This window comes from Phytohabitans aurantiacus, assembly GCF_027923225.1.
In the GTDB taxonomy this organism is placed as follows: Bacteria; Actinomycetota; Actinomycetes; order Mycobacteriales; family Micromonosporaceae; genus Phytohabitans; species Phytohabitans aurantiacus.
In genome coordinates, this window is record NZ_BSDI01000016.1 from 114,153 (window position 1) to 133,512 (window position 19,360).

The following is a 19,360-nucleotide window of genomic DNA, read 5'->3' on the forward strand; positions in this document are numbered from 1 at the left end:
GGTGATCGCGATCATAACCAGTGGTCGTTAGCTTGGCTTATTAGCTAAGCTAACGACTGTGACGGAGCGGATGGTGATGGCGGTGCGTGTTACTGCCGTTCAGCTCGCGCCCATGCTGCGCGACGCGATCACCAGGCTCAACCGACGGGTGCGGCAGGCCCGCCCGGTCGGTGACCTCACGGTGACTCAGCTCTCCGCGCTGACCAGTCTCGAACTGGGCGGCGCCCTGACTCCCCGCGAGCTCGCCGATGTGGAGCGGGTCCAGCCGCCGACGATGACCAAGATCGTCGCAAAGTTGGAAGACCGCGGCCTCGTGCTGCGGTCTCCCCACCCGACCGACGGCCGGCAGGTGATCCTGTCGGCCACCGAGTCGGGGCGCGCGGTGCTCGCTCACCACGAGCGGGCCCGCGACGAGTGGCTGGCCGCGAGGCTGGCCGAGCTGACACCCGAGGAACGCGACTCGCTGCGGCGAGCCGCGGAGATCTTGCAGAAGGTCGCCCGCGCCTGACCCTTCGGGGCACCGGGTCCGCTTCGTCCACTGTGGATGACGCGTACCGACCCGAGGAGGCGCACCCCCAAGTGCGGGCGAAGCTGAGCACGACGTTCCAATCCCTGAAGGTCCGCAACTACCGGCTGTTCACGATCGGTCAGCTCACCAAGCTGATCGGCGTCTGGATGATGTTCATCGCCCAGGACTGGCTCGTCCTGGAGCTGTCGAACGATTCGGCGACCGCGCTGGGCGTGGTCACCGCGCTCCAGTTCACCCCGGTACTCCTGCTGACCCTGATCTCCGGGCGGCTGGCCGACCGGTACGACAAGCGGCTGCTCCTGGTCATCGCGAACGCGACCTGGAGCGTGCTGGCGCTGGGAATGAGCGTGCTCGTGGTGACCGGAGCCGTGCGGCTCTGGCACGTCTTCCTCTTCGCCCTCCTGCTCGGGGTTTCCAACGCGCTGGAGACTCCGGTACGGCAGGCCTTCGTCTCGGAACTGGTCGGGTCGTCGCTGCTGCCCAACGCCCTCTCGCTCTCCGCGGCCACCTTCAACACCGCCCGGATCTCGGGGCCGGCGCTGGCCGGTGTCGCGATCGCGGCGTTCGACGTCGGGCCGGTCTTCCTGATCAGCGCGGTCAGCTCGCTGGCGCCGCTCTTCGGCCTGTTCATGATGCGCGCGGCCGAGCTGCACCGGGCCGAGCTGCTGCCGATCGACCAGCGCGACGCGGCGCGGGTGGTCGACGGACTGCGGTACGTCGCGCACCGGCCTGACCTGTTGCTCCCGATGGCACTCATGTCCGTCATCGGCATGGTGCTGTTCAACTTCCAGCTCACCCTGGCGGCGCTCGCCAAGACCGTCTTCAACACGAGCGCGGCGTCGTTCGGCCTGTTCACCACGGCGCTCGCCACGGGTGCGCTGGTCGGTGCCCTGGCGAGCGGGGGCCGGCGGTCGCGCCCGTCCGTGTACGTGGTGATCGGCTCCGCCTTCGCCTTCGCGGTGTTCGGCACTCTGGTGGGGCTCGCGCCCACGTACTGGCTCGTCGTCGCGGTGCTGGTGCCGACCGGGTTCTTCATGATCTTCTTCGCCCAGGCGTCCAACCAGCGGGTGCAGCTCGGCGTCGACGCCGCGTACCGGGGTCGGGTCATGTCGCTGTGGGTACTGGTGTTTCTCGGCACCAACCCGGTGGGCGCGCCGCTGATCGGCTGGATCGCCGAGACGTACGGCGCCGGCGTGAGCATCTGGCTCGGTGGGCTGATCTCCATGGCCGCCGCCGCCATCGCGCTCGCCTGGCAGCTTCGCCGCAGCGGAGGCCGCCTGCGGCTGCGATTCCGTCCACTTCCAAAGCTGTACGTCGTCCACGCCTGAGTAAGTGCTGCCTGAGTAAGTGCCGCGTGAATCCGGTAGCGGTCATCGCGGCGACCGCCTAGCGTTGAAGAACGTGGCTCCCGTGCGCGCAATGGTGCTGGCGGCGGCGCTCTTGGCGCTGGCGGCACTGCCGGTTGCCATCGCGTTGGTGATCTGCGCCGACGACGTCACCGGCGATCTCCGCAGGCGCGTCCGGATCCGTCGCGAGCGCCGCACGCTCCAGCGGCTCGACCGCATGCTCGGCTCGCAGACGATCCAGATCACCGCGCTCGACGACCGCCGGCAGCCCAGCATCCAGCAACTCGCCGCCGACCTCCGCCGGCTCGACAGGCAGCGGCTCGGCGGGGTCGCCACCCAGTCGCGGGTGTGGCACGCCGCGGTGCAGCAGGCATACGACGACCGGCTGCGCCTGGCCAGCCACAGCCTCGGCGTGGCGGAGCACCTGCAGCAGCTCGACGGCGTCGACCTCGCGATCGAGCGAGTGCGCGTCGAGGGCGAGCTGCAGGCCGCCGGTCTGGCGCTGCGGTCGAGCATCCAGCACAGGCAAGACCACTGAGTTGCGACTCTTCACGGCGGTCTATCCGACGGACGAGGTAGCCGATCATCTGGCGTCGTGCGTGGCGGGCCTGCACGTCAGCCACGCGGCCGCCGATGGCGTCAACACGCGGTTGGCGCCACGGAGCAACTGGCACGTGACGCTGGCGTTCCTCGGCGAGGTGCCCGACGAGCGCCTGCCCGGCGTCGAGGCGGCGCTTGCCCGGGTCGCCGCGTCGCCGTTCGAGGTCAAGGTCGCCGGTGGCGGGCGGTTCGGGCGCGGCCGGTTCACGATCCTGTGGGCGGCGCTCGGCGGCGACCTGCCGGCGCTGACCGGGCTCAGCCGCTCCGTCCGGCGGGAGCTTTCTCGGGCCAGGCTGCCGTTCGACCGCAAACCCTTCCGGCCGCACCTGACGATCGCCCGTCCCGGTGACCGGATCGGTCGCGACGAGGTCGCCGCCGACCGTGCCGCGCTGGACGCGTACGAGGGTCCACTGTGGCGGGTGACCGAGGTGGTGCTGATGCGCAGCCACCCCGGCCCCAATCCCACCTACGACAGGCTCGGCGCCTGGCCGTTGTAAGGCCCTACTTCAAGCCCTCTACCAGGCCCACGCCTCGGGTCCCGAGCCGCCGTTGCCGATCGGCGGGAAGAGCTCGTCGAGCTGGTTCAGCACCTGGTCGGAGAGGGTCACGTCGAACGCTCCTAGCGTCGCGTCGAGCTGCTCGACGGTACGCGGGCCGATGATCGGCGCGGTCACGCCGGGGCGGGACAGCAGCCAGGCCAGCGCCACGTTGGCCGGGTCGTGGCCCAGGTCGGCGCTCAGCTTCTCGTACGCCTCGATCGTGGTGCGGTGTTCGGTCAGCCCGCCGGCCGCACGCCCGCCCTTGGTCCGCTGTCCCGCCCCGCCCTCGGCCAGCTTGCGGATCGCGCCGCCGAGCAGCCCGCCGTGCAGCGGCGACCACGGGATGACGCCGATGCCGTAGTGCTGCGCGGCGGGCAGCAACTCCAGCTCGACGTGACGGGTCAGCAGGTTGTAGAGGCACTGCTCGGAGACCAGCCCCAGGAAGTTCCGGTGTGCGGCCGACTCCTGCGCGCGGGCGAGGTCCCAGCCGGCGAAGTTCGACGAGCCGACGTAGAGGACCTTGCCCTGGGCGACCAGGATCTCCATCGCCTGCCAGATCTCCTCCCACGGCGTCGTCCGCAGGACGTGGTGCATCTGGAACACGTCGATCCAGTCGGTCTGGAGCCGGCGCAGCGAGTCCTCGCAGGACCGGACGATGTGCCGGGCGGACAGGCCGCGCTCGTTGGGCCAGTCGCCCATCGTCCCGTACACCTTCGTGGCGAGCACGACCTTCTCCCGCCGCCCGCCGCCCTGCGCGAACCACCGACCGATGATCTGCTCGGTGACGCCCTCACCCTGCTTCTGGCCGTACGTGTTGGCCGTGTCGAAGAAGTTGAGGCCGTGCTCCAGCGCGCGGTCCATGATGGCGAAGCTGTCCGGCTCGGTGGTCTGCGGGCCGAAGTTCATGGTGCCGAGGCACAGGCGACTGACGGACAGGCCGGTCCGGCCAAGGTTGGTGTACTCCATGAGCCCAGCCTGCCACGCGGCCCCGGGCCTACCCAGTGAAGATCAGGAACTCTCGCGTGCGGCCGGACCGCTGCCGAAGAGCACGTCGTCCCAACTCGGGAGGCGCTTGCGCGGCTTGCCGGTGCCCTCGGCCGGCTCGCCCGCCGCAGCCGCGGCCGCGCCACCGCCCGACGTCGTGCGCCGGGGGCGGAGCACCGCCAGCGACGGCACGGCCGGCACCTCCTTGGGGAGGTCGCTGTCGTCGTCGAACGCCGAACCCTGACCGCCGCCGAGCAGTGCCGCGGCACCACCGGAGACGGCACCCGAGCGCCGCGGCTCCGAGCCGGCGAGCCCACCCTGGTCGAGCCCGCGGCCGGACGCAGCCGGCCGGTCGAGCGACGCGAGCAGCGCGTCACGGCCGGCGCGGATCGGGTCACGCCCACCGCGCGACTTGTCGCCCGCCGCGGCCGGCAGCCCGTGCCCACCCCGGCTCGGCTCGCCCCGCGACGGGCCGGGCAGCCCGTGCCCGGTGCGCTCGCGTTCAGCGGGCGGTTCCTGGCCGAGGATTTGCGTCGGCCGCTCGGCGCACAGGTATTGCGCCATGTCGTCGTGGGGAGACACCATCTGCCGGGTCTTGTCCAGCTCCCAGATGGCCTGCGCGGTCGCCTTGCCCGACGGCCACGTGGCGACGATCCGCCAGGTGCCGTCTTCGCGCCGGTAAGCGTCCCAGGAGATCTTTTCGGAGTCGATGCCGTGCTGAGCCAGCCGGCCGTCGACAACTTCGGCGAGGGGTGCGCCCTTTTCGGAGGTCTTCAAGCGGGTGCGGCGCGCGTGCTGAGCCAGCATCGCGCGCTCCTGGAGCACCGGGCCCGCGTATCGCAAAACCCGGTCGACGGGCACGCCAGCGATACGCGCGACGTCGTCAGCCGACTCGCCAGCGCGGATGCGTGCCTGGATGTCGCGAGGGGAGAGCGTCGGTGCGGGCTCGTTGCCGGCGCCGGAGGCGGTCACCGGGGCAGCGCCGACACCCGGCTCGGCGTGTAGCGCGCTGGAGACCCGCTCATCGAGTGGGAGCGCGAGGAGACGGCCGACCTCGTCGGCAAGCACCAAGGCCTGGCCGTCCTCGGAGAGGGCGACGAAGCGTACCGGCCGCATCGCGTTGCCTCCGTCCCGCTGAGCTGGCCCCGTTCCCGCGACACGCTACGCCTTTATCGGCACGAGTGGGGGGAGGCCACGCCGGCTATTTCCTCCTCAGAGGCGCTCGACCACGTAGTCGACGCACTGGGTGAGAGCATCGACGTCGGCCGGGTCCACTGCAGGGAAGAGCGCGACGCGGAGCTGGTTGCGGCCGAGCTTCCGGTACGGCTCGGTGTCGACGATGCCGTTGGCCCGCAGCACCTTGGCGATCGCGCTCGCGTCGACGCCGTCGGCGAAGTCGATGGTCGCCACGACGTTCGACCGGAGGGCCGGGTCGCTGACGAACGGCGTCGCCACGGACGAGCGCTCGGCCCAGCCGTACACGATGCCGGCGCTCTCGGCGGTGCGCTTGGTGGCCCACGCCAGCCCGCCCTGGGCGAGCATCCAGTCGGTCTGCTCGGCGGCCAGGAAGATCGTGGCCAGCGCCGGCGTGTTGTAGGTCTGCTCGAGTCGCGAGTTGTCGATGGCGGTGACCAGGTCGAGGAAGGCGGGGATGTAGCGGCCCGACTCCTTGATCTCGGTGGCCCGGGCCAGCGCCGCCGGCGACATCAGGGCGATGAAGATGCCACCGTCGGAGCCGAAGCACTTCTGCGGCGCGAAGTAGTACACGTCGCTCTCGGCCACGTCGACGTCGAGGCCGCCGGCGCCCGAGGTGGCGTCGACCAGCAGCAGCGCGCCCTCGTCGGCACCCTCGACCCGCTTGACCGGCACGGCCACGCCGGTGGAGGTCTCGTTGTGCGGCGTGGCGTACGCGTCGACGCCGGCCTCCGCGACAAGCCCCGGAGCGGTGCCCGGCTCGGCCTTGCGCACGGTCGGGTCGCCGAGGAACGGCGCCGCCTTGACCGACGACGCGAACTTGGCGCCGAACTCGCCGAAGCTGGCGAACTGCGCCCGGTCACGGATCAGACCGAACGTCGCCACCTCCCAGAAGGCGGTGCTGCCGCCGTTGCCGAGAACGACCTCGTACCCCTCGGGCAGGGAGAAGAACTCGGCGATGCCGCGGCGGAGCCGGGCGACCTGGTCCTTGACCGTCTTCTGCCGGTGGGAGGTGCCGAGGAGCGTCGTCGCGACGCCCGAGAGCGCGGAGACGGCCTCGGGGCGGACCTTGGAAGGCCCGCAGCCGAAGCGACCGTCGGCGGGCTTGAGCTCGTCTGGGATGCGGATGGTGGAAACGTCAGCCACGCCTCCATCCTTCCACCTCGAGATCGCCCGATTTGAAAGGGGGGCTCAGACGCCGTGCGGGACGGCGTCCCAGCCCTCCACGTCAGCGGGTTTGCGCGGCGCCGGGCCGACGTACTTGGCCGACGGGCGGATGAGCCGGCTGAGGCGCTTCTGCTCCAGGATGTGCGCGCTCCAGCCACCCATGCGGGCGCAGGTGAACATCGACGTGAACATGTGCGCCGGTACCTCGGCGAAGTCGAGCACGACCGCCGACCAGAACTCCACGTTCGTGGCGAGTACCCGGTCGGGCTTGCGGGCGTGCAACTCCTCCAGGGCGGCCTTCTCCAGCGCTTCGGCGATCTCGTACCGCGGGGCGCCGAGCTCCTTGGCGGTGCGCCGGAGCACGCGGGCGCGCGGGTCCTCGGCCCGGTACACCCGGTGGCCGAAGCCCATCAGGCGCTCGCCCCGGTCGAGCACGCCCTTGACGTATCCCTCGGCGTCACCGCTGCGCTCGACCGCCTCGATCATGTGCAGTACGCGGGACGGCGCGCCACCGTGCAGCGGTCCGGACAGAGCTCCTATTCCGGAGGAGATGCACGCCGCCGCGTCGGCGCCGGTGGAGGCGACCACGCGAGTGGTGAACGTGGAGGCGTTCATGCCGTGCTCGGCGGCGGAGATGAAGTACGCGTCGACGGCCTTGACGTGACGCGGGTCGGGGTCGCCACGCCACCGGCGCATGAAGCGCTCGACGATCGTGGAAGCCTTGTCGATCTCCTTCTGCGGCACCGCGGGGAGGCCGAGGCCGCGGGCGGACTGCGCCACGAACGACAGCGCGGTCACCGATACCCGGGCCAGGTCTTCGCGCGCCTGCTCGTCGGAGATGTCGAGGAGCTGGCCGAGCCCCCAGTACGGCGCCAGCATGGCCACCGCGGACTGCACGTCGACGCGGATGTCGCCGGAGTGCACGGGCACCGGGAACGGCTCGGCGGGCGGGAGCCCCGGGCCGAAGCGGCCATCGACCAGGAGGGCCCAGACGTTGCCGAACGAGACCTGACCGATCAGGTCTTCGATGTCAACGCCGCGGTATCGCAGGGCCCCACCCTCTTTGTCGGGCTCGGCGATCTCGGTTTCGAAGGCGATGACTCCTTCGAGTCCCGGCTTGAAGTCGGACATTTCGCTCTCCTGGAATTGTTGTCCGCACTGGCGGCGCCAGGCCACGTGGTGCCGCGGCCGGGGGTTGCGTGCCATCTTGCCTGGTGAGTAACTAGGTTTGCGACCCGTCGCACTTGTGTTACATGCGACATCATTCCCTGTCGTTGCCTTAACCGTCGTTGACCTGTGTACGAGGATGGCCAAGTGATCGAAGACACATCCTGGCTTTCGGGCATGCGTCGGGAGTACACGCAGGTGAAGGGGCTTACCGAAGAGGATCTCGCGGCCGACTGGGTGACGCAGTTCGCACGCTGGCTCGCCGATGCGGTCGCCGCCGAGCTGCCGGAGCCCAACGCCATGGTGGTGGGCACCGCCGATTCCGAGGGTCGCCCGAGCGCGCGCACCGTGCTGTTGAAGGGGTACGACGAGCGGGGGCTGGTCTTCTACACCAACTACGAGTCGCGCAAGGGCAACGAGTCGCGGGTCAACCCGTACGCGAGCCTGGTCTTTCCGTGGTTTCCGATGCATCGGCAGGTGGTCGTCGCCGGCTCGGTCGCCCCGGTCGATCGCGCCGAGACCGAGGCGTACTTCGCCACCCGGCCGCGCGATGCCCAGCTCGGTGCCTGGGCGAGTCCGCAGTCGCGGGTGGTGGCCGATCGCGCGGCGCTCGACGAGTCGCTGCGCGCGACCGGAGAGCGTTTTCCGGACGAGGTGCCCCCGCCGCCTCACTGGGGCGGTCTGCGTGTGACGCCTCACACCGTGGAGTTCTGGCAGGGCCGGACGGGTCGCTTGCATGATCGTCTCCGATACCGCCGCACCGACGAGGGAGTGTGGATGATCGAGCGGCTCGCCCCTTGAGTCAGGTTTCCAGCGCCCGCCGGTGGGCGATCGACGTGCGCCCGCTGCGGGTGCCGGCGTACCGGCGGATGTGGTTCGGAAACGCCGTCTCGTTCTTCGGATTCCAGCTCACCGGTGTCGCGGTGGCGGTCGAGATGTACGACCTCACCCGCGACTCGTTCTGGGTGGGCCTCATCGGCGTGGCCGGCCTGGTGCCGCTGCTGGTGTTCGGCCTGTGGGGCGGCGCGGTGGCCGACGCGATCGACCGCCGCAAGGTGCTGCTCGCCAGCTCCAGCCTGATGTGGGCCTCGACCGCCGGGCTGCTGGCGCAGGCGGTGTTTCAGGTCGGCAGTCCGGTGCTTCTGCTCGCGCTGGTGGCCATGCAGACCACCGCGTTCGCGGTCAGCTCGCCCACCCGGCAGGCGATCATCCCGAGGCTCGTGGGCACCGAGCTGGTGCCCGCCGCGAACACGCTCGGCTTCACCACGTCGAGCGGCAGCTCCGTCGCGGGCCCGCTCGCCGCGGGCCTCATCCTCGCCGCCTGGGGCACCGATACCGGGGTACAGGTGGCCTACACGGTCGACGCGGTGCTCTTCTCGCTCTCGTTCTGGGCGACGCTGCGGCTGCCGTCGATGCCGCCCGAGGGCGAGCACCGGTCGATGGGGCTGCGCAGCGTCGCCGACGGGCTCCGGTACCTCGCCACCACGCCGGTGCTGCTCCTGTCGTTCGCGATCGACATCGTCGCCATGGTGCTCGCCATGCCGAAGGCGCTGTTTCCGGAGGCGGCCGAGGAGCGCTTCGGCGGCGGGGCGGCGGCGGGCTGGCTGTTCAGCGCGATCGCGCTCGGCTCGGTGCTCGGCGGGCTCACGTCCGGCTGGACAAGCCGGGTGATCCGGCAGGGGCGGGTCCTGGTCGCGGCCGTGATCGCCTGGGGTCTCGCGATCGCCGCCGCCGGGCTCGCACAGCAGCTCTGGCTCGCGGTCGTGTTGCTCGCCGTCGCCGGGGGCGCCGACCTCGTCAGCGCCGTGAACCGCCAGTCGATCCTCCAGACGTACGCTCCGGACCGGCTGCGGGGGCGGCTCCAGGGCGTCAACATCACGGTCGTGGCGGGTGGGCCGCGCCTGGGCGACCTGCGCGCCGGCACGATGGCCGGTGCCTGGGGCCTGCCGGTCGCGTGGGTCGGTGGTGGCCTCGCCGCGGCTGTGCTCGCCCTGGCGCTGGCAATGGCTTTCCCCGCGCTGCTCCGCTACCAGATAAGGTCCCCGCATGGATAACCAGCTCAACGGCACCGCGCCGCTCTCCGGCACACAGTGGACGATCAGTTCGGGCGGCCACGAGGCCACCCTGGTCGAGATCGGCGGCGGGCTGCGGGCGTACCGGGCGGACGGCGTTGACTACGTCGACGGGTACGGGGCGGACGAGCTGCCGGTCGGTTGCGCGGGCCAGATCCTGGCGCCGTGGCCCAACCGCATCCGGGACGGCCGGTACACGTTCGCGGGCGAGCCGCAGCAGCTCTCGCTGACCGAGCCGGCGCGCCACAACGCGATCCACGGGCTGGTCAACTGGCAGCCGTGGCGGGCCGTCGAGCAGAGTGCGGACGCGGTCACGCTGGAGTGCCCGATGCCGGCGCAGCCCGGGTACCCCTGGCCGCTGCGCCTGCGCACGACCTGGCGGGTCGGCGACGGTGGCCTGCGTGCCGAGCAGGAGATCACGAACGTGGGCCACAAGTCGTGCCCGATCGGGTTCTCGGTGCACCCCTACCTGAGCCTGCCTGGTGCCCGGGTCGACGACATGGTGCTGAAGGTACCGGCACGCAGCCGGCTGCTCGTCGACTCGCGGCTGCTACCGATCGGCGCGGCCAAGGTCGCCGGCACCCGGTTCGACTTCACCGAGCCCAAGAAGATCGGCGCCGGCGTACTCGACACGGCATTCGGCGACGTGGAGCGAGACGCCGACGGTGGCTCGCGAGTCGAGCTGTCCACCGTGGACGGACGGCACTCGGTGTCGGTGTGGGCCGACGAACTGTTCGGCTGGTGGCAGGTGTTCACGAGCGACACGCTGACCGGTGACCGGCTGCGCCGTTCGATCGCGATCGAACCGATGACGTGCCCGCCGGACGCGTTCCGTTCGGGCCGCGACCTGACCGTGCTGGAGCCGGGCGAGACCTGGCGTGCGACGTGGGGCATCACCCCGGGCGGCGGTCGTTAGGTGGAGTTCGCCGATGTCGTGCGCGCGCGGCGGATGGTGCGGAACTACGACCCGGACCGTCCGGTGCCGCCCGATGTGGTGGAACGGTTGCTGGCGCACGCCGTCCGCGCACCGTCGGCGGGGTTCTCGCAGGGCTGGGGCTTCCTGGCGCTGTCGGACGCCGCCGACCGCGACGCGTTCTGGGCCGCCACGACGCCTCCGGGTGCGCCGGAGAGCCGATGGCTGGCCGGGATGCGGCGTGCGCCGCTGATCGTGGTTCCGCACTCGAACAAATCGGTCTACCTGGACCGGTACGCCGAGCCGGACAAGGGCTGGACCGATCGCGACGAGTCCCGCTGGCCGGTGCCGTACTGGCACATCGACGCGGGTTTCGCGTCCCTGCTGGTACTGCTCACCGCGGTCGACGAGGGCCTGGGAGCCTGTTTCTTCGGCATCCCACCCGACCGGACCACCGCGTATCGGGATACGTTCGGGGTGCCCGCCGACTTCACGCCGATCGGGGCGATCACGGTGGGATATCCCGCACCGGACCGCCGGTCGCCGTCGTTGAAGCGGGGACATCGCCCCGTGGACCAGGTGGTGCACAGGGGTAGGTGGCTGGCCGGGGTGCCAGAAAACTGACATCCGGTAACAAACCGCGATGTCGGCGGCGGTCGCTAGGCTGGCACCCGGTCGACAACGGGACAGCGGTGCGACGACATGGGAGGGGAGCGTGCCGTCGTGATCTTCAAAGCGGTTCGGGACGGGCGTCCGTACCCCGAGCACGGGCTCACCTTGAAACAGTGGGCCGAGATCCCACCGCGGCCGATCCGGATCGACCAGCTGATCACCACCAAGCGCGAGCTCGCCCTCGACAAGCTGCTGGCCGAAGACTCCACGTTCTACGGCGACCTGTTTCCGCATGTGGTGCAGTGGAACGGTGGGCTGTATCTCGAAGACGGGCTGCACCGGGCACTGCGGGCGGCGCTCCAGCAGCGCAACCAGATCCACGCGCGCGTCCTGGTCCTGACCTGACATGGGAACTCTTCCGCTCGATCTGATCAACGTCGACTCGCTGCACAGCGACGAGGAGCTGCAGATCCGCTCCGTCGTGCGGCAGGTGGTCGACGACCGGGTGCGCCCGCACGTCGCGCGGTGGTACGAGGAGGGTCGGGTGCCGGCCCGCGAGCTGGCCCGGGAGTTCGGCAAGCTCGGCCTGCTCGGCATGCACCTGACCGGATACGGGTGCGCGGGCGCGTCCGCGGTGGCGTACGGGCTGGCCTGCATGGAGTTGGAGGCCGGCGACTCGGGTGTCCGGTCGCTGGTATCGGTGCAGGGCTCGCTCGCGATGTACGCGATCTGGCGGTTCGGCAGCGACGAGCAGAAGCAGCGGTGGCTGCCCCTGATGGCGACCGGCGAGGCGGTCGGCTGCTTCGGGCTGACCGAGCCCGATCACGGCTCCGACCCCGCTTCCATGACCACGCGGGCCCGCCGCTCGGGCGACGACTGGCTGCTGAGCGGCACCAAGATGTGGATCACCAACGCGCCCATCGCCGACGTGGCCGTGATCTGGGCCAGGGTCGACGAGCGGGTCGCCGGTTTCGTCGTACCAATGGACACGCCTGGTGTGACGGCGCGCGAGATCGGGCACAAGCTGTCGCTGCGCGCGTCGTCGACCGGTGAGGTCGTCCTCGACGACGCTCGCCTGCCGGCGTCGGCCATCCTGCCGGAGGCATCCGGTCTCAAAGCGCCGCTGAGCTGCCTCACCGAGGCGCGCCAGGGCATCACCTGGGGATCGCTCGGCGCGGCGCGCGACTGCCTGCACACCGCGATCGCGTACTCGACGAGCCGCGAGCAGTTCGGGCGGCCGATCGCCTCGTTCCAGCTCACCCAGGCCAAGCTCGCCGACATGGCCGTCGAGCTCCACAAGGGATACCTGCTGGCGCTGCACCTGAGCCGCTTGGCCGACGCCGGCACGCTGCGTCCCGAGCAGGTCAGTGTGGGGAAGCTCAACAACGTTCGGGAGGCGTTGGCGATCGCCCGGCAATGCCGCACGATCCTGGGCGCCAACGGAATCAGTGGCGAATATCCGGTGCTGAGACACGCCAACAATCTGGAGAGCGTGCTGACCTACGAGGGCACATCGGAGATCCACCAGCTGATCATCGGCCAGCGCTTGACGGATTTACCCGCATTTATCTGACCTGGCCGTGGAGTCATATTTGCCGGGTTCGTTCCTTGGCATTGCTTGCGCCTAACTGCTAGCCTTCGGCCCCAAGGCAACCAATGCGTGGCTGCCAGGCCAAGGCTTGGTTGCTTTGTGGTGTCTCGGAGGCCGTACCGCCGATTCCCTGTGTTGTGACGGCCTCACGGAACGTTTTCCGAGGTCGATGCGGGAGGGTGTGTGTCGGGTCACAGTCGGGCGGCGCTGAGGCAAGGACGGGCGCGGTGACTCTCCTCAGTATTGTTCTGCCCGCCTACCGCGTGCAGGGCTATCTCGAAGAATGCCTGGATTCCATCCTTCGCCAGCCGTTCACCGACATCGAGGTGATCGGTGTCGATGACTGTTCGCCAGATCACACCGGCGAGGTCCTGGACGAGTACGCGAAGCGCGACGCCCGCGTGAAGGTGCTGCACCTGGAGCAGAACGTCGGTCTCGGCGAGGCCCGCAACGCGGGGCTCCGCCAGGCCACCGGTGAGTACGTCTGGTTCATCGACAGCGACGACTGGCTCGCCGACGGTGCCCTGTGGTCGGTGGCCAACCGGCTGCGCACGACCCAGCCCGACGTGCTCGCGGTCGACTACGCGAAGGCGCCGTGGAACGCCGCGCCGCAGCCGAGCAAGTTGACCGCCGCGCTTGCGCAGGACCCGGTGCCGGACGTCTTCGCCCTGCGGGACCATCCGCACATCCTGAAGATCTTCCACGTCGCCTGGAACAAGATCTTCCGGCGGCAGTTCCTGATCGACAACGAGATCCAGTTCCCGACCGGCCTGTACGAGGACGTGCCGGTCGGTCACGCGGTGCTGATTCTCGCCGAGCGCATCAGCATCCTGCCCGAGGTGTGCGTCTACTACCGCCAGCGGCGGCGGGGTGCGATCACCGGAACTGTCGGCCGGCGCCACTTCGAGGTCTTCACGCAGTGGGATCGGTTGTTCGCGTACCTCGACGGCCTGGGGGAGCGCGCCGCGCAGTTCCGCCCGCAAGTCTTCGAGCGGATGCTCTTCCAGATGCTGCTGGCCCTGGACAACCCGGAGCGGGTCTCGCGGGGCATGCGCCGGGAGTTCTTCGGCAAGATCGTCGAGGCGTACCGGCGTTACCTGCCGCGCGAGGGCTACCCGGTGCCCGAGGGCAAGCTGGGCAGGTGGCACGCCGCCGTCGCCAGTGGCTCGTTCCGCCGGTACCAGATGACGCATCTGCGGGACCGGGTGCGCGACGGCCTGGCCAACCGCGGAGCCGCGCTGTTCTCCCTGGCATGGCGCACCGCCGCCCAGGCGCGCCGGCAGGTGTTCCGGTTCTACTACCGGCTCCAGCTGCGCCGTCCGCTCGACGAGAACCTGGCCGTCTACTCCATGTACTGGGGGCGCGGATACGGCTGCAACCCGGCGCCGATCTACGAGCACGCGCGTGACCTGGCGCCCCAGGTTCGGGGCGTCTGGGAGATCACCCGCGACCGGGTGAAGGAGATCCCCAAGGGCGTGGACTACGTCGTCATGGGCACGTTGCGGCACTACCGGCTGCTCGCCCGTGCGAAGTACTTCGTCAACAACGTCAACTTCCCGGGCTGGGTGGTCAAGCGCCGCGGGGCGGTGCACCTGTCCACCAACCACGGCACTCCGATCAAGGTGATGGGCGTCGACCAGCTCAAGTACCCGGTCGGCGCGCGCAGCATGAACATGTCGCTGTTGCTGGAGCGCTGCGACCGGTGGACCTTCAGCATCAGCCCGAACGCGTTCACCACCCGGGTCTGGGAGCGCGCCTACCCTTGCGACTACGAGAGCATCGAGTCCGGCTACCCGCGTAACGACTGGCTCGCCAACGCCACCGGAGAAGAGGTGGCGGCGATCCGCGCCAAGCTCGGGCTGCGGCCGGATCAGCGGGTGATCCTGTACGCGCCGACGCACCGCGAGTACGCCGGCGGGTACCAGCAGATGCTCAACACCACCCAGCTCGTCACCGCGCTGGGACCGGACACGGTGTTGCTGGTCAGGGCGCACCACTTCTACGAGAACGCCGGCGGCTCGGTGCATCCGCAGGTGACCGACGTGTCCGACTACGCACGCGTGGAGGAGCTGTACCTCGCCGCCGACGCGCTCATCACCGACTACTCGTCGGCGATGTTCGACTACGCGGTTCTCGACCGCCCGATCGTGGTCTACGTGCCGGACTTCGAGATCTACCGGGCCACCCGTGGCCTGTACATCGACGTGGTCGCCGAGGCGCCGGGCGCGGTCGCGCAGACGCAGGACGAGCTGGCTGAGGCGTTCCTGTCCGGCGAAGCGTGGGGCGAGGCCGCGGCCAAGGCGCGGCAGGAGTTCCGCAGCCGGTACTGCTATCTCGACGACGGCAAGGCATCCGAGCGGGTGATCCGGCGGGTGTTCCTGGGCGAGAAGAGCCCGATCAGCTGACGGCTCCGGGCCACGCGGCGACGCGTGGCCCGGCCCGTTTCTGCCCCTGACCGCCCTGGCCTGCGGCGATGCCTTCCAAGTCGCGGGTGTCGTACGGTGCATTTACCGTTACTTACAGACGCTGGCCGGCCGGTCGCCGGCCAGGCGATCCTGACGAGGACGGTGATCGGGCATGACCCACCCGACCAGCGAGTTCCCCGAGTACCGCAGGGGCCAGGCCACCGCTGCCGAGCCTGAGCGGCGGCTCACGGATGACGAGAGCGGCGATCACGAGCCAGTAGAGCCGCCCCGGCGGTGGCGTGGCCTGATCTGGCTCACCGTGGCGGTGGGCCTGGTCGTGGCCCTGGTTCTCAGCGTGCAGGCGGTCGGGCTGTGGCCGAGCTGGCGCAACCCGTTCGCCGAGGAGAAGACCGACCGCAGCCAGCCACCGCTGCTCCAGTCGATACAGGACCTGAGCCGCTACGTGGCCGCCGAGGGCACCTTCCAGGTGGTCATCGACCTGCAAAAAGACCGCAAATACGTGCCGGACTTCCTGGTCAACGAGCGCACGCTGTTCGTCGGCGCCGGCAACGTCGATGCGTATGTCGACTTCGCCAAGGTCGGCGACGGTGCCGTGGTGGCGTCCGCCGACGGCACGTCGGTCCAGGTCACGCTGCCCGCGCCGCAGCTGAGCGAGGCGCGCCTCGACCTGGAAAACAGTTACGTCTTCGCCGAGCAGCGCGGGTTGATCAACCGGATCGGTGAGGTGTTCGGCGGCGATCCCAACCGCCAGCGGGAGGTGTATCGGCTCGCCCAGGAGCGGATCACCGCCGCCGCGGGTGAAAGCGGTCTCGCTCAGCGTGCCGAGGCGAATACGCGCAAGATGCTAGAGGGGCTATTGCGTTCGCTGGGTTATCAGACGATTACGGTTACCTATTCGCGGCCCTAGCCGGCGCATGCCCACGGTTTCCACGGCATCCGCTATCCTTCTGCGGGTGGCGTGCCACAGGGTGGGAATCGACAGGTCAGGCCACCCGCACCGCGTCGCCTGCGTAAAGTGCGCCATGTAGGGGTGCGTCGCTTCTGTCGCCGCCTGAATCACCTGGGAGTTTGCCTGTGGCTGGCACCGTGGCCAGAGACGAGATCGAGGTCACCGTCCTGTTGCCCTGTCTCAATGAGGCAGAGACGCTGGAGGTGTGCGTCACGAAGGCGCTCCGCGCCCTCGATGAGCTCGGCGTCGTCGGGGAGGTGCTGGTCAGCGACAACGGCTCGACCGACGGCTCCCAGGAGATCGCCACCAAGGCAGGCGCCCGGGTGTCGCACGCGCCGATCCGCGGCTACGGCGGCGCGCTGCTCAACGGCATCGAAGAGGCGCGCGGCAAGTACATCATCATGGGTGACGCCGACGACTCGTACGACCTGTCCAACCTTGAGCCGTTCGTCCGGGAGCTGCGCGCCGGTCACGACGTCGTCATGGGTAACCGGTTCCGCGGCGGCATCGCCCCCGGCGCCATGCCGCCCCTGCACAAGTACCTCGGCAACCCGGTGCTGTCCTGGCTTGGCCGGCGCCTCTTCGGCCTCAAGGTCGGCGACTTCCACTGCGGCATCCGCGGGTTCAACCGCGACCGCATCCGCCAGCTCGGGCTCTGCATGCCGGGCATGGAGTTCGCGTCCGAGCTCGTGGTCCGCGCGGCGCTCAACAAGTACGACATCGTCGAGGTGCCGACCACCCTCCAGCCCGACGGCCGCAGCCGCCCGCCGCACCTGCGCACCTGGCGCGACGGCTGGCGCCACCTGCGCTTCCTGCTGGTGTTCGCGCCCCGCAAGACGCTCATCTGGCCCGGCGCGATCATGTTCGTCCTCGGCATGATCGGCACCGGCATCCTCACCGTCGGCCCGCTGAGCGTCGCCGGCGTCGGCTTCGACATCAACACGCTCGTCTACACCTGCCTCTCGATGCTCGTGGGCGCGCAGCTGTGGCTGTTCGGCGTGTTCGCTCTGATCTACGGGCACAGCGAAGGCATCACCGACAACAGGCAAGCCGATCGCTGGACCCGGCTGATCAGGTTCGAGACCTGCACGGCCGCCGGCATCGTGATGATCCTGATCGGCCTCGCGGGCAGCATCCTGGCCTTCTCGGCGTGGGGTTCGCGCGGCTTCGGCGCGCAGGACCTCGGCGAGGCGCTCCGGGTCGTACTGCCGTCGTCCACCGCCATCGGCCTCGGCGTGATGGTGCTCTTCGCCGGTCTGTTCTCCAGCCTGCTGAGCCTGCGCCGGGTGCACGCGCCGGTGACCTCCAAGCAGCAGGTCGACAGCGAATACGCGGCTACCGGCGTCTGACGCCACCTGCCCGACGGCGACTTGGGGGAGTGTCGGACGAGATGGCGCTGCAGACTCAGGAGCCCGACGTGGAGGCTTCGCCACAACCAGCGGCGTCGCCTCCGCCGCGGCGGCAGCGGCTGGTGGGGTGGCTGTCCAACTCGGGCACCATCGCGGTGCTGGTGTGGCTGGTAGCCACCCCGGTGGCGTTCTTCGCGCCCGCCTACTTCAAGTACGACCCGTTCTCGTTCATCGCGTACGCGGTGCCGCTGACCGCCGCGCTGGTCCTCGCCAGCGTGTTCTTCGTGATCGGGCTGCGCTGGCGAGGTGAGCTGGTCGCTGGCGCCGCCGGTGGCCTGGCCGCCGCGTGGGTGGTGCTGCTGCTGCGGTCGGCGCTCTACGGCACGCCGTTCGGATTCGGCGGCGTGTCCGGCGACATGATGCGCATGTCCGCGATCGTCGAGCACTACACGACGACCATCAAGCCGTCCGACTCGATTCCGGGGCTGGTGTCGGAGTACCCGCCGCTCTACGGGATGTTGATCGGGCGGGCCGCGGTGCTGCTCGACGCGCAGGCGTGGCGGCTGCTCGCCGACGCCGAGGTGCTCACCACGTCCGCCGCGCTGCTCGTGTCGTTCCTGCTGTGGCGGCGCCACGTCGGGCCCTGGGTCGCCCTCGCGATCTCCGCCCTGGCGTTCGTGACGTGGACCGACCCGCGCAAGGCGTTCGAGGTCATCACGCTCTCGATCTTCATTCCTTGGGTACTGGAGACGTTCGGCAAGCCGCCGAAGGCCCGGATGCACTGGCTGCTCGCCGGTGTGCTCGGCGGCCTGATGGTGGTCGTCTACCAGGCATGGATCATCTACTCGGTCTTCGCGATCGTGGCGCTGATCGTGGTGACCTTCCGCGCCGAGACCGACCGCAAGGCGTACATCCGCCGTCTGGTGCTGGTCGCCCTGGTCGCGTTCGCGGTCTCGTCCTGGTACGTCATCCCGTACGCGTGGGCGATGCTGACGCAGAACGGCGAGCTGGTCTCCGACCTCTTCGTTTCGGCCGGGATCAACGAGAAGCTCTTCCCGTTCCTGGAGATGGACCCGTTCGGCCTGCTCCAACTCGCGGGCCTCGTCGGTCTGCTGTTCTTCTACCGCTCCACGTGGTGGGCCAAGCCGATCCTGTTCCTGGTGCTCGGCGTGTACGCCTACCGGATCCTCAACATGGTGCGCTTCGTCTTCACCGAGCACACCTTCTTCCTGCACTACACGATCCGCCTGTACACCGTGCTGCTCGCCATCGCGGGCGTGCTCACGATCGTGCACGCGGCGCCGATCATCCTGCGGCGGCTACGGCTCACCGCGCCTCGCGCCGCCGGTGCCGCCGCGCTCGCCGTGGCACTGGCCTGGTCCGCCAGCGTCTTCACCGACCAGTGGATGCCGCAGGAAGAGGCCACGCTGTACAGCGGGCAGCGGTACGCCTGGAGCGCGCACAGCGAGCCCTTGCCCAACGGCAAGTACCCGGAGTACGCGCCCAAGGAAGACCGGCGGCGCTGGTTCCCGATCGACCCCATCAAGAAGGTCGTCGAGGATGCCCGCGGCCCCGACGCGCGGCCCGTCACGCTCTCCGTCGACGAGCGGATCTTCTCGTTCGTGCCCTGGCGCGTCTACGTGGCGATCCCGGTCGAGGGAGCCGGGTCACTCTCCCGCTGGCACGAGCGCCGCGCCGAGGTGACCCGCCTGACGCAGACCACCGATCCCGACGCGTTCGCCGCCGCTTCCGCCAACACGAAGTTCGGCCCCATCGACGTCTTCGTGCTGCGGAAGCGGGCCGACGGCTGGCAGTGGGACAACCAGCGGTTCCAGCGCGAGCAGTTCTCCGCCGCGCACTGGACCGTGGTCGACGACCTGCCGGAAGACGTCGTGGTCTGCGTCCGCAAGCCCTGAGTGAGG

At 69.8% G+C, this 19,360-nt stretch carries 18 protein-coding genes; 14 read left to right on the top strand and 4 right to left on the bottom strand.

Features of this window, described 5'->3' with window-relative positions; genetic code table 11:
* The first annotated feature begins 58 nt into the window (after positions 1-58).
* From QMG73_RS18680 to thpR, 4 genes are all read left to right on the top strand, one after another.
* Positions 59-508 carry a MarR family transcriptional regulator gene (locus tag QMG73_RS18680; RefSeq protein ID WP_407676822.1) on the top strand — a complete coding sequence of 150 codons (450 nt, stop codon included), beginning with the start codon at positions 59-61 and terminating at the stop codon, positions 506-508.
* 71 nt (positions 509-579) lie between these two features.
* A complete protein-coding gene (locus tag QMG73_RS18685; RefSeq protein WP_281897292.1) occupies positions 580-1,857 on the top strand; it encodes an MFS transporter in 1,278 nt (425 codons plus the stop codon).
* Positions 1,858-1,930: 73 nt separating this feature from the next.
* Positions 1,931-2,413 (top strand): hypothetical protein, encoded by a 483-nt coding sequence (locus QMG73_RS18690; RefSeq protein ID WP_281897293.1) that lies wholly within the window; start codon positions 1,931-1,933, stop codon positions 2,411-2,413.
* 1 nt (position 2,414) lies between these two features.
* Positions 2,415-2,972: an RNA 2',3'-cyclic phosphodiesterase gene (thpR, locus tag QMG73_RS18695; protein WP_281897296.1), complete on the top strand. Its 558-nt coding sequence runs from the start codon at positions 2,415-2,417 to the stop codon at positions 2,970-2,972.
* 18 nt (positions 2,973-2,990) lie between these two features.
* Here thpR and QMG73_RS18700 read toward each other — a convergent pair whose 3' ends face one another.
* The 4 genes from QMG73_RS18700 to QMG73_RS18715 form a co-directional block, all read right to left on the bottom strand.
* Positions 2,991-3,980, bottom strand: coding sequence for an aldo/keto reductase (locus QMG73_RS18700; protein ID WP_281897299.1), 990 nt, complete (start codon positions 3,978-3,980; stop codon positions 2,991-2,993).
* Positions 3,981-4,022: 42 nt separating this feature from the next.
* Positions 4,023-5,114 carry a septation protein SepH gene (gene sepH, locus QMG73_RS18705; RefSeq protein WP_281897301.1) on the bottom strand — a complete coding sequence of 364 codons (1,092 nt, stop codon included), beginning with the start codon at positions 5,112-5,114 and terminating at the stop codon, positions 4,023-4,025.
* A 96-nt stretch (positions 5,115-5,210) separates the two neighbouring features.
* Positions 5,211-6,338 carry a phosphoserine transaminase gene (gene serC / locus QMG73_RS18710; protein WP_281897302.1) on the bottom strand — a complete coding sequence of 376 codons (1,128 nt, stop codon included), beginning with the start codon at positions 6,336-6,338 and terminating at the stop codon, positions 5,211-5,213.
* 45 nt (positions 6,339-6,383) lie between these two features.
* Complete coding sequence (locus QMG73_RS18715; protein WP_281897304.1) at positions 6,384-7,490, bottom strand: citrate synthase 2; 1,107 nt, start codon at positions 7,488-7,490, stop codon at positions 6,384-6,386.
* A 213-nt stretch (positions 7,491-7,703) separates the two neighbouring features.
* Here QMG73_RS18715 and pdxH point away from each other — a divergent pair, with 213 nt between their 5' ends.
* The 10 genes from pdxH (at position 7,704) to QMG73_RS18765 (ending at position 19,354) form a co-directional block, all read left to right on the top strand.
* The gene (gene pdxH / locus QMG73_RS18720) at positions 7,704-8,327 is read left to right on the top strand and encodes a pyridoxamine 5'-phosphate oxidase (RefSeq protein WP_281897351.1); all 624 of its coding nucleotides are present in this window, start codon (positions 7,704-7,706) and stop codon (positions 8,325-8,327) included.
* Entirely contained in the window at positions 8,324-9,580 is a 1,257-nt protein-coding gene (locus tag QMG73_RS18725; RefSeq protein WP_281897306.1) for an MFS transporter, read from the top strand. The genes pdxH and QMG73_RS18725 overlap by 4 nt, the downstream gene beginning before the upstream one ends.
* Complete coding sequence (locus tag QMG73_RS18730) at positions 9,573-10,514, top strand: aldose 1-epimerase family protein (protein WP_281897308.1); 942 nt, start codon at positions 9,573-9,575, stop codon at positions 10,512-10,514. Before QMG73_RS18725 ends, QMG73_RS18730 begins: the two co-directional genes overlap by 8 nt.
* Entirely contained in the window at positions 10,515-11,135 is a 621-nt protein-coding gene (locus QMG73_RS18735) for a nitroreductase family protein (RefSeq protein WP_281897310.1), read from the top strand.
* Between the two features lie 99 nt (positions 11,136-11,234).
* Entirely contained in the window at positions 11,235-11,528 is a 294-nt protein-coding gene (locus QMG73_RS18740; protein ID WP_173077469.1) for a type II toxin-antitoxin system VapB family antitoxin, read from the top strand.
* Position 11,529: 1 nt separating this feature from the next.
* Entirely contained in the window at positions 11,530-12,696 is a 1,167-nt protein-coding gene (locus QMG73_RS18745; protein WP_281897313.1) for an acyl-CoA dehydrogenase family protein, read from the top strand.
* Positions 12,697-12,941: 245 nt separating this feature from the next.
* Entirely contained in the window at positions 12,942-15,119 is a 2,178-nt protein-coding gene (locus tag QMG73_RS18750; protein WP_281897314.1) for a bifunctional glycosyltransferase/CDP-glycerol:glycerophosphate glycerophosphotransferase, read from the top strand.
* Positions 15,120-15,291: 172 nt separating this feature from the next.
* Entirely contained in the window at positions 15,292-16,047 is a 756-nt protein-coding gene (locus QMG73_RS18755; protein ID WP_281897316.1) for a DUF4230 domain-containing protein, read from the top strand.
* 167 nt (positions 16,048-16,214) lie between these two features.
* Entirely contained in the window at positions 16,215-17,438 is a 1,224-nt protein-coding gene (locus QMG73_RS18760) for a glycosyltransferase family 2 protein (RefSeq protein ID WP_281897318.1), read from the top strand.
* A 41-nt stretch (positions 17,439-17,479) separates the two neighbouring features.
* On the top strand, positions 17,480-19,354 hold the full coding sequence (locus QMG73_RS18765; protein WP_281897319.1) for an arabinofuranosyltransferase: 1,875 nt from the start codon (positions 17,480-17,482) through the stop codon (positions 19,352-19,354).
* Positions 19,355-19,360 lie beyond the last annotated feature (6 nt).

What these genes read in the sequence shown, in the direction of transcription:
- QMG73_RS18700 (WP_281897299.1), bottom strand. Translation starts at nt 3,980, where the DNA reads ATGGAGTACACCAACCTTGGCCGGACCGGCCTGTCCGTCAGTCGCCTG.
- sepH (WP_281897301.1), bottom strand. Translation starts at nt 5,114, where the DNA reads ATGCGGCCGGTACGCTTCGTCGCCCTCTCCGAGGACGGCCAGGCCTTG.
- QMG73_RS18715 (WP_281897304.1), bottom strand. Translation starts at nt 7,490, where the DNA reads ATGTCCGACTTCAAGCCGGGACTCGAAGGAGTCATCGCCTTCGAAACC.
- pdxH (WP_281897351.1), top strand. Translation starts at nt 7,704, where the DNA reads ATGCGTCGGGAGTACACGCAGGTGAAGGGGCTTACCGAAGAGGATCTC.
- QMG73_RS18730 (WP_281897308.1), top strand. Translation starts at nt 9,573, where the DNA reads ATGGATAACCAGCTCAACGGCACCGCGCCGCTCTCCGGCACACAGTGG.
- QMG73_RS18745 (WP_281897313.1), top strand. Translation starts at nt 11,530, where the DNA reads ATGGGAACTCTTCCGCTCGATCTGATCAACGTCGACTCGCTGCACAGC.
- QMG73_RS18755 (WP_281897316.1), top strand. Translation starts at nt 15,292, where the DNA reads ATGACCCACCCGACCAGCGAGTTCCCCGAGTACCGCAGGGGCCAGGCC.
- QMG73_RS18765 (WP_281897319.1), top strand. Translation starts at nt 17,480, where the DNA reads ATGGCGCTGCAGACTCAGGAGCCCGACGTGGAGGCTTCGCCACAACCA.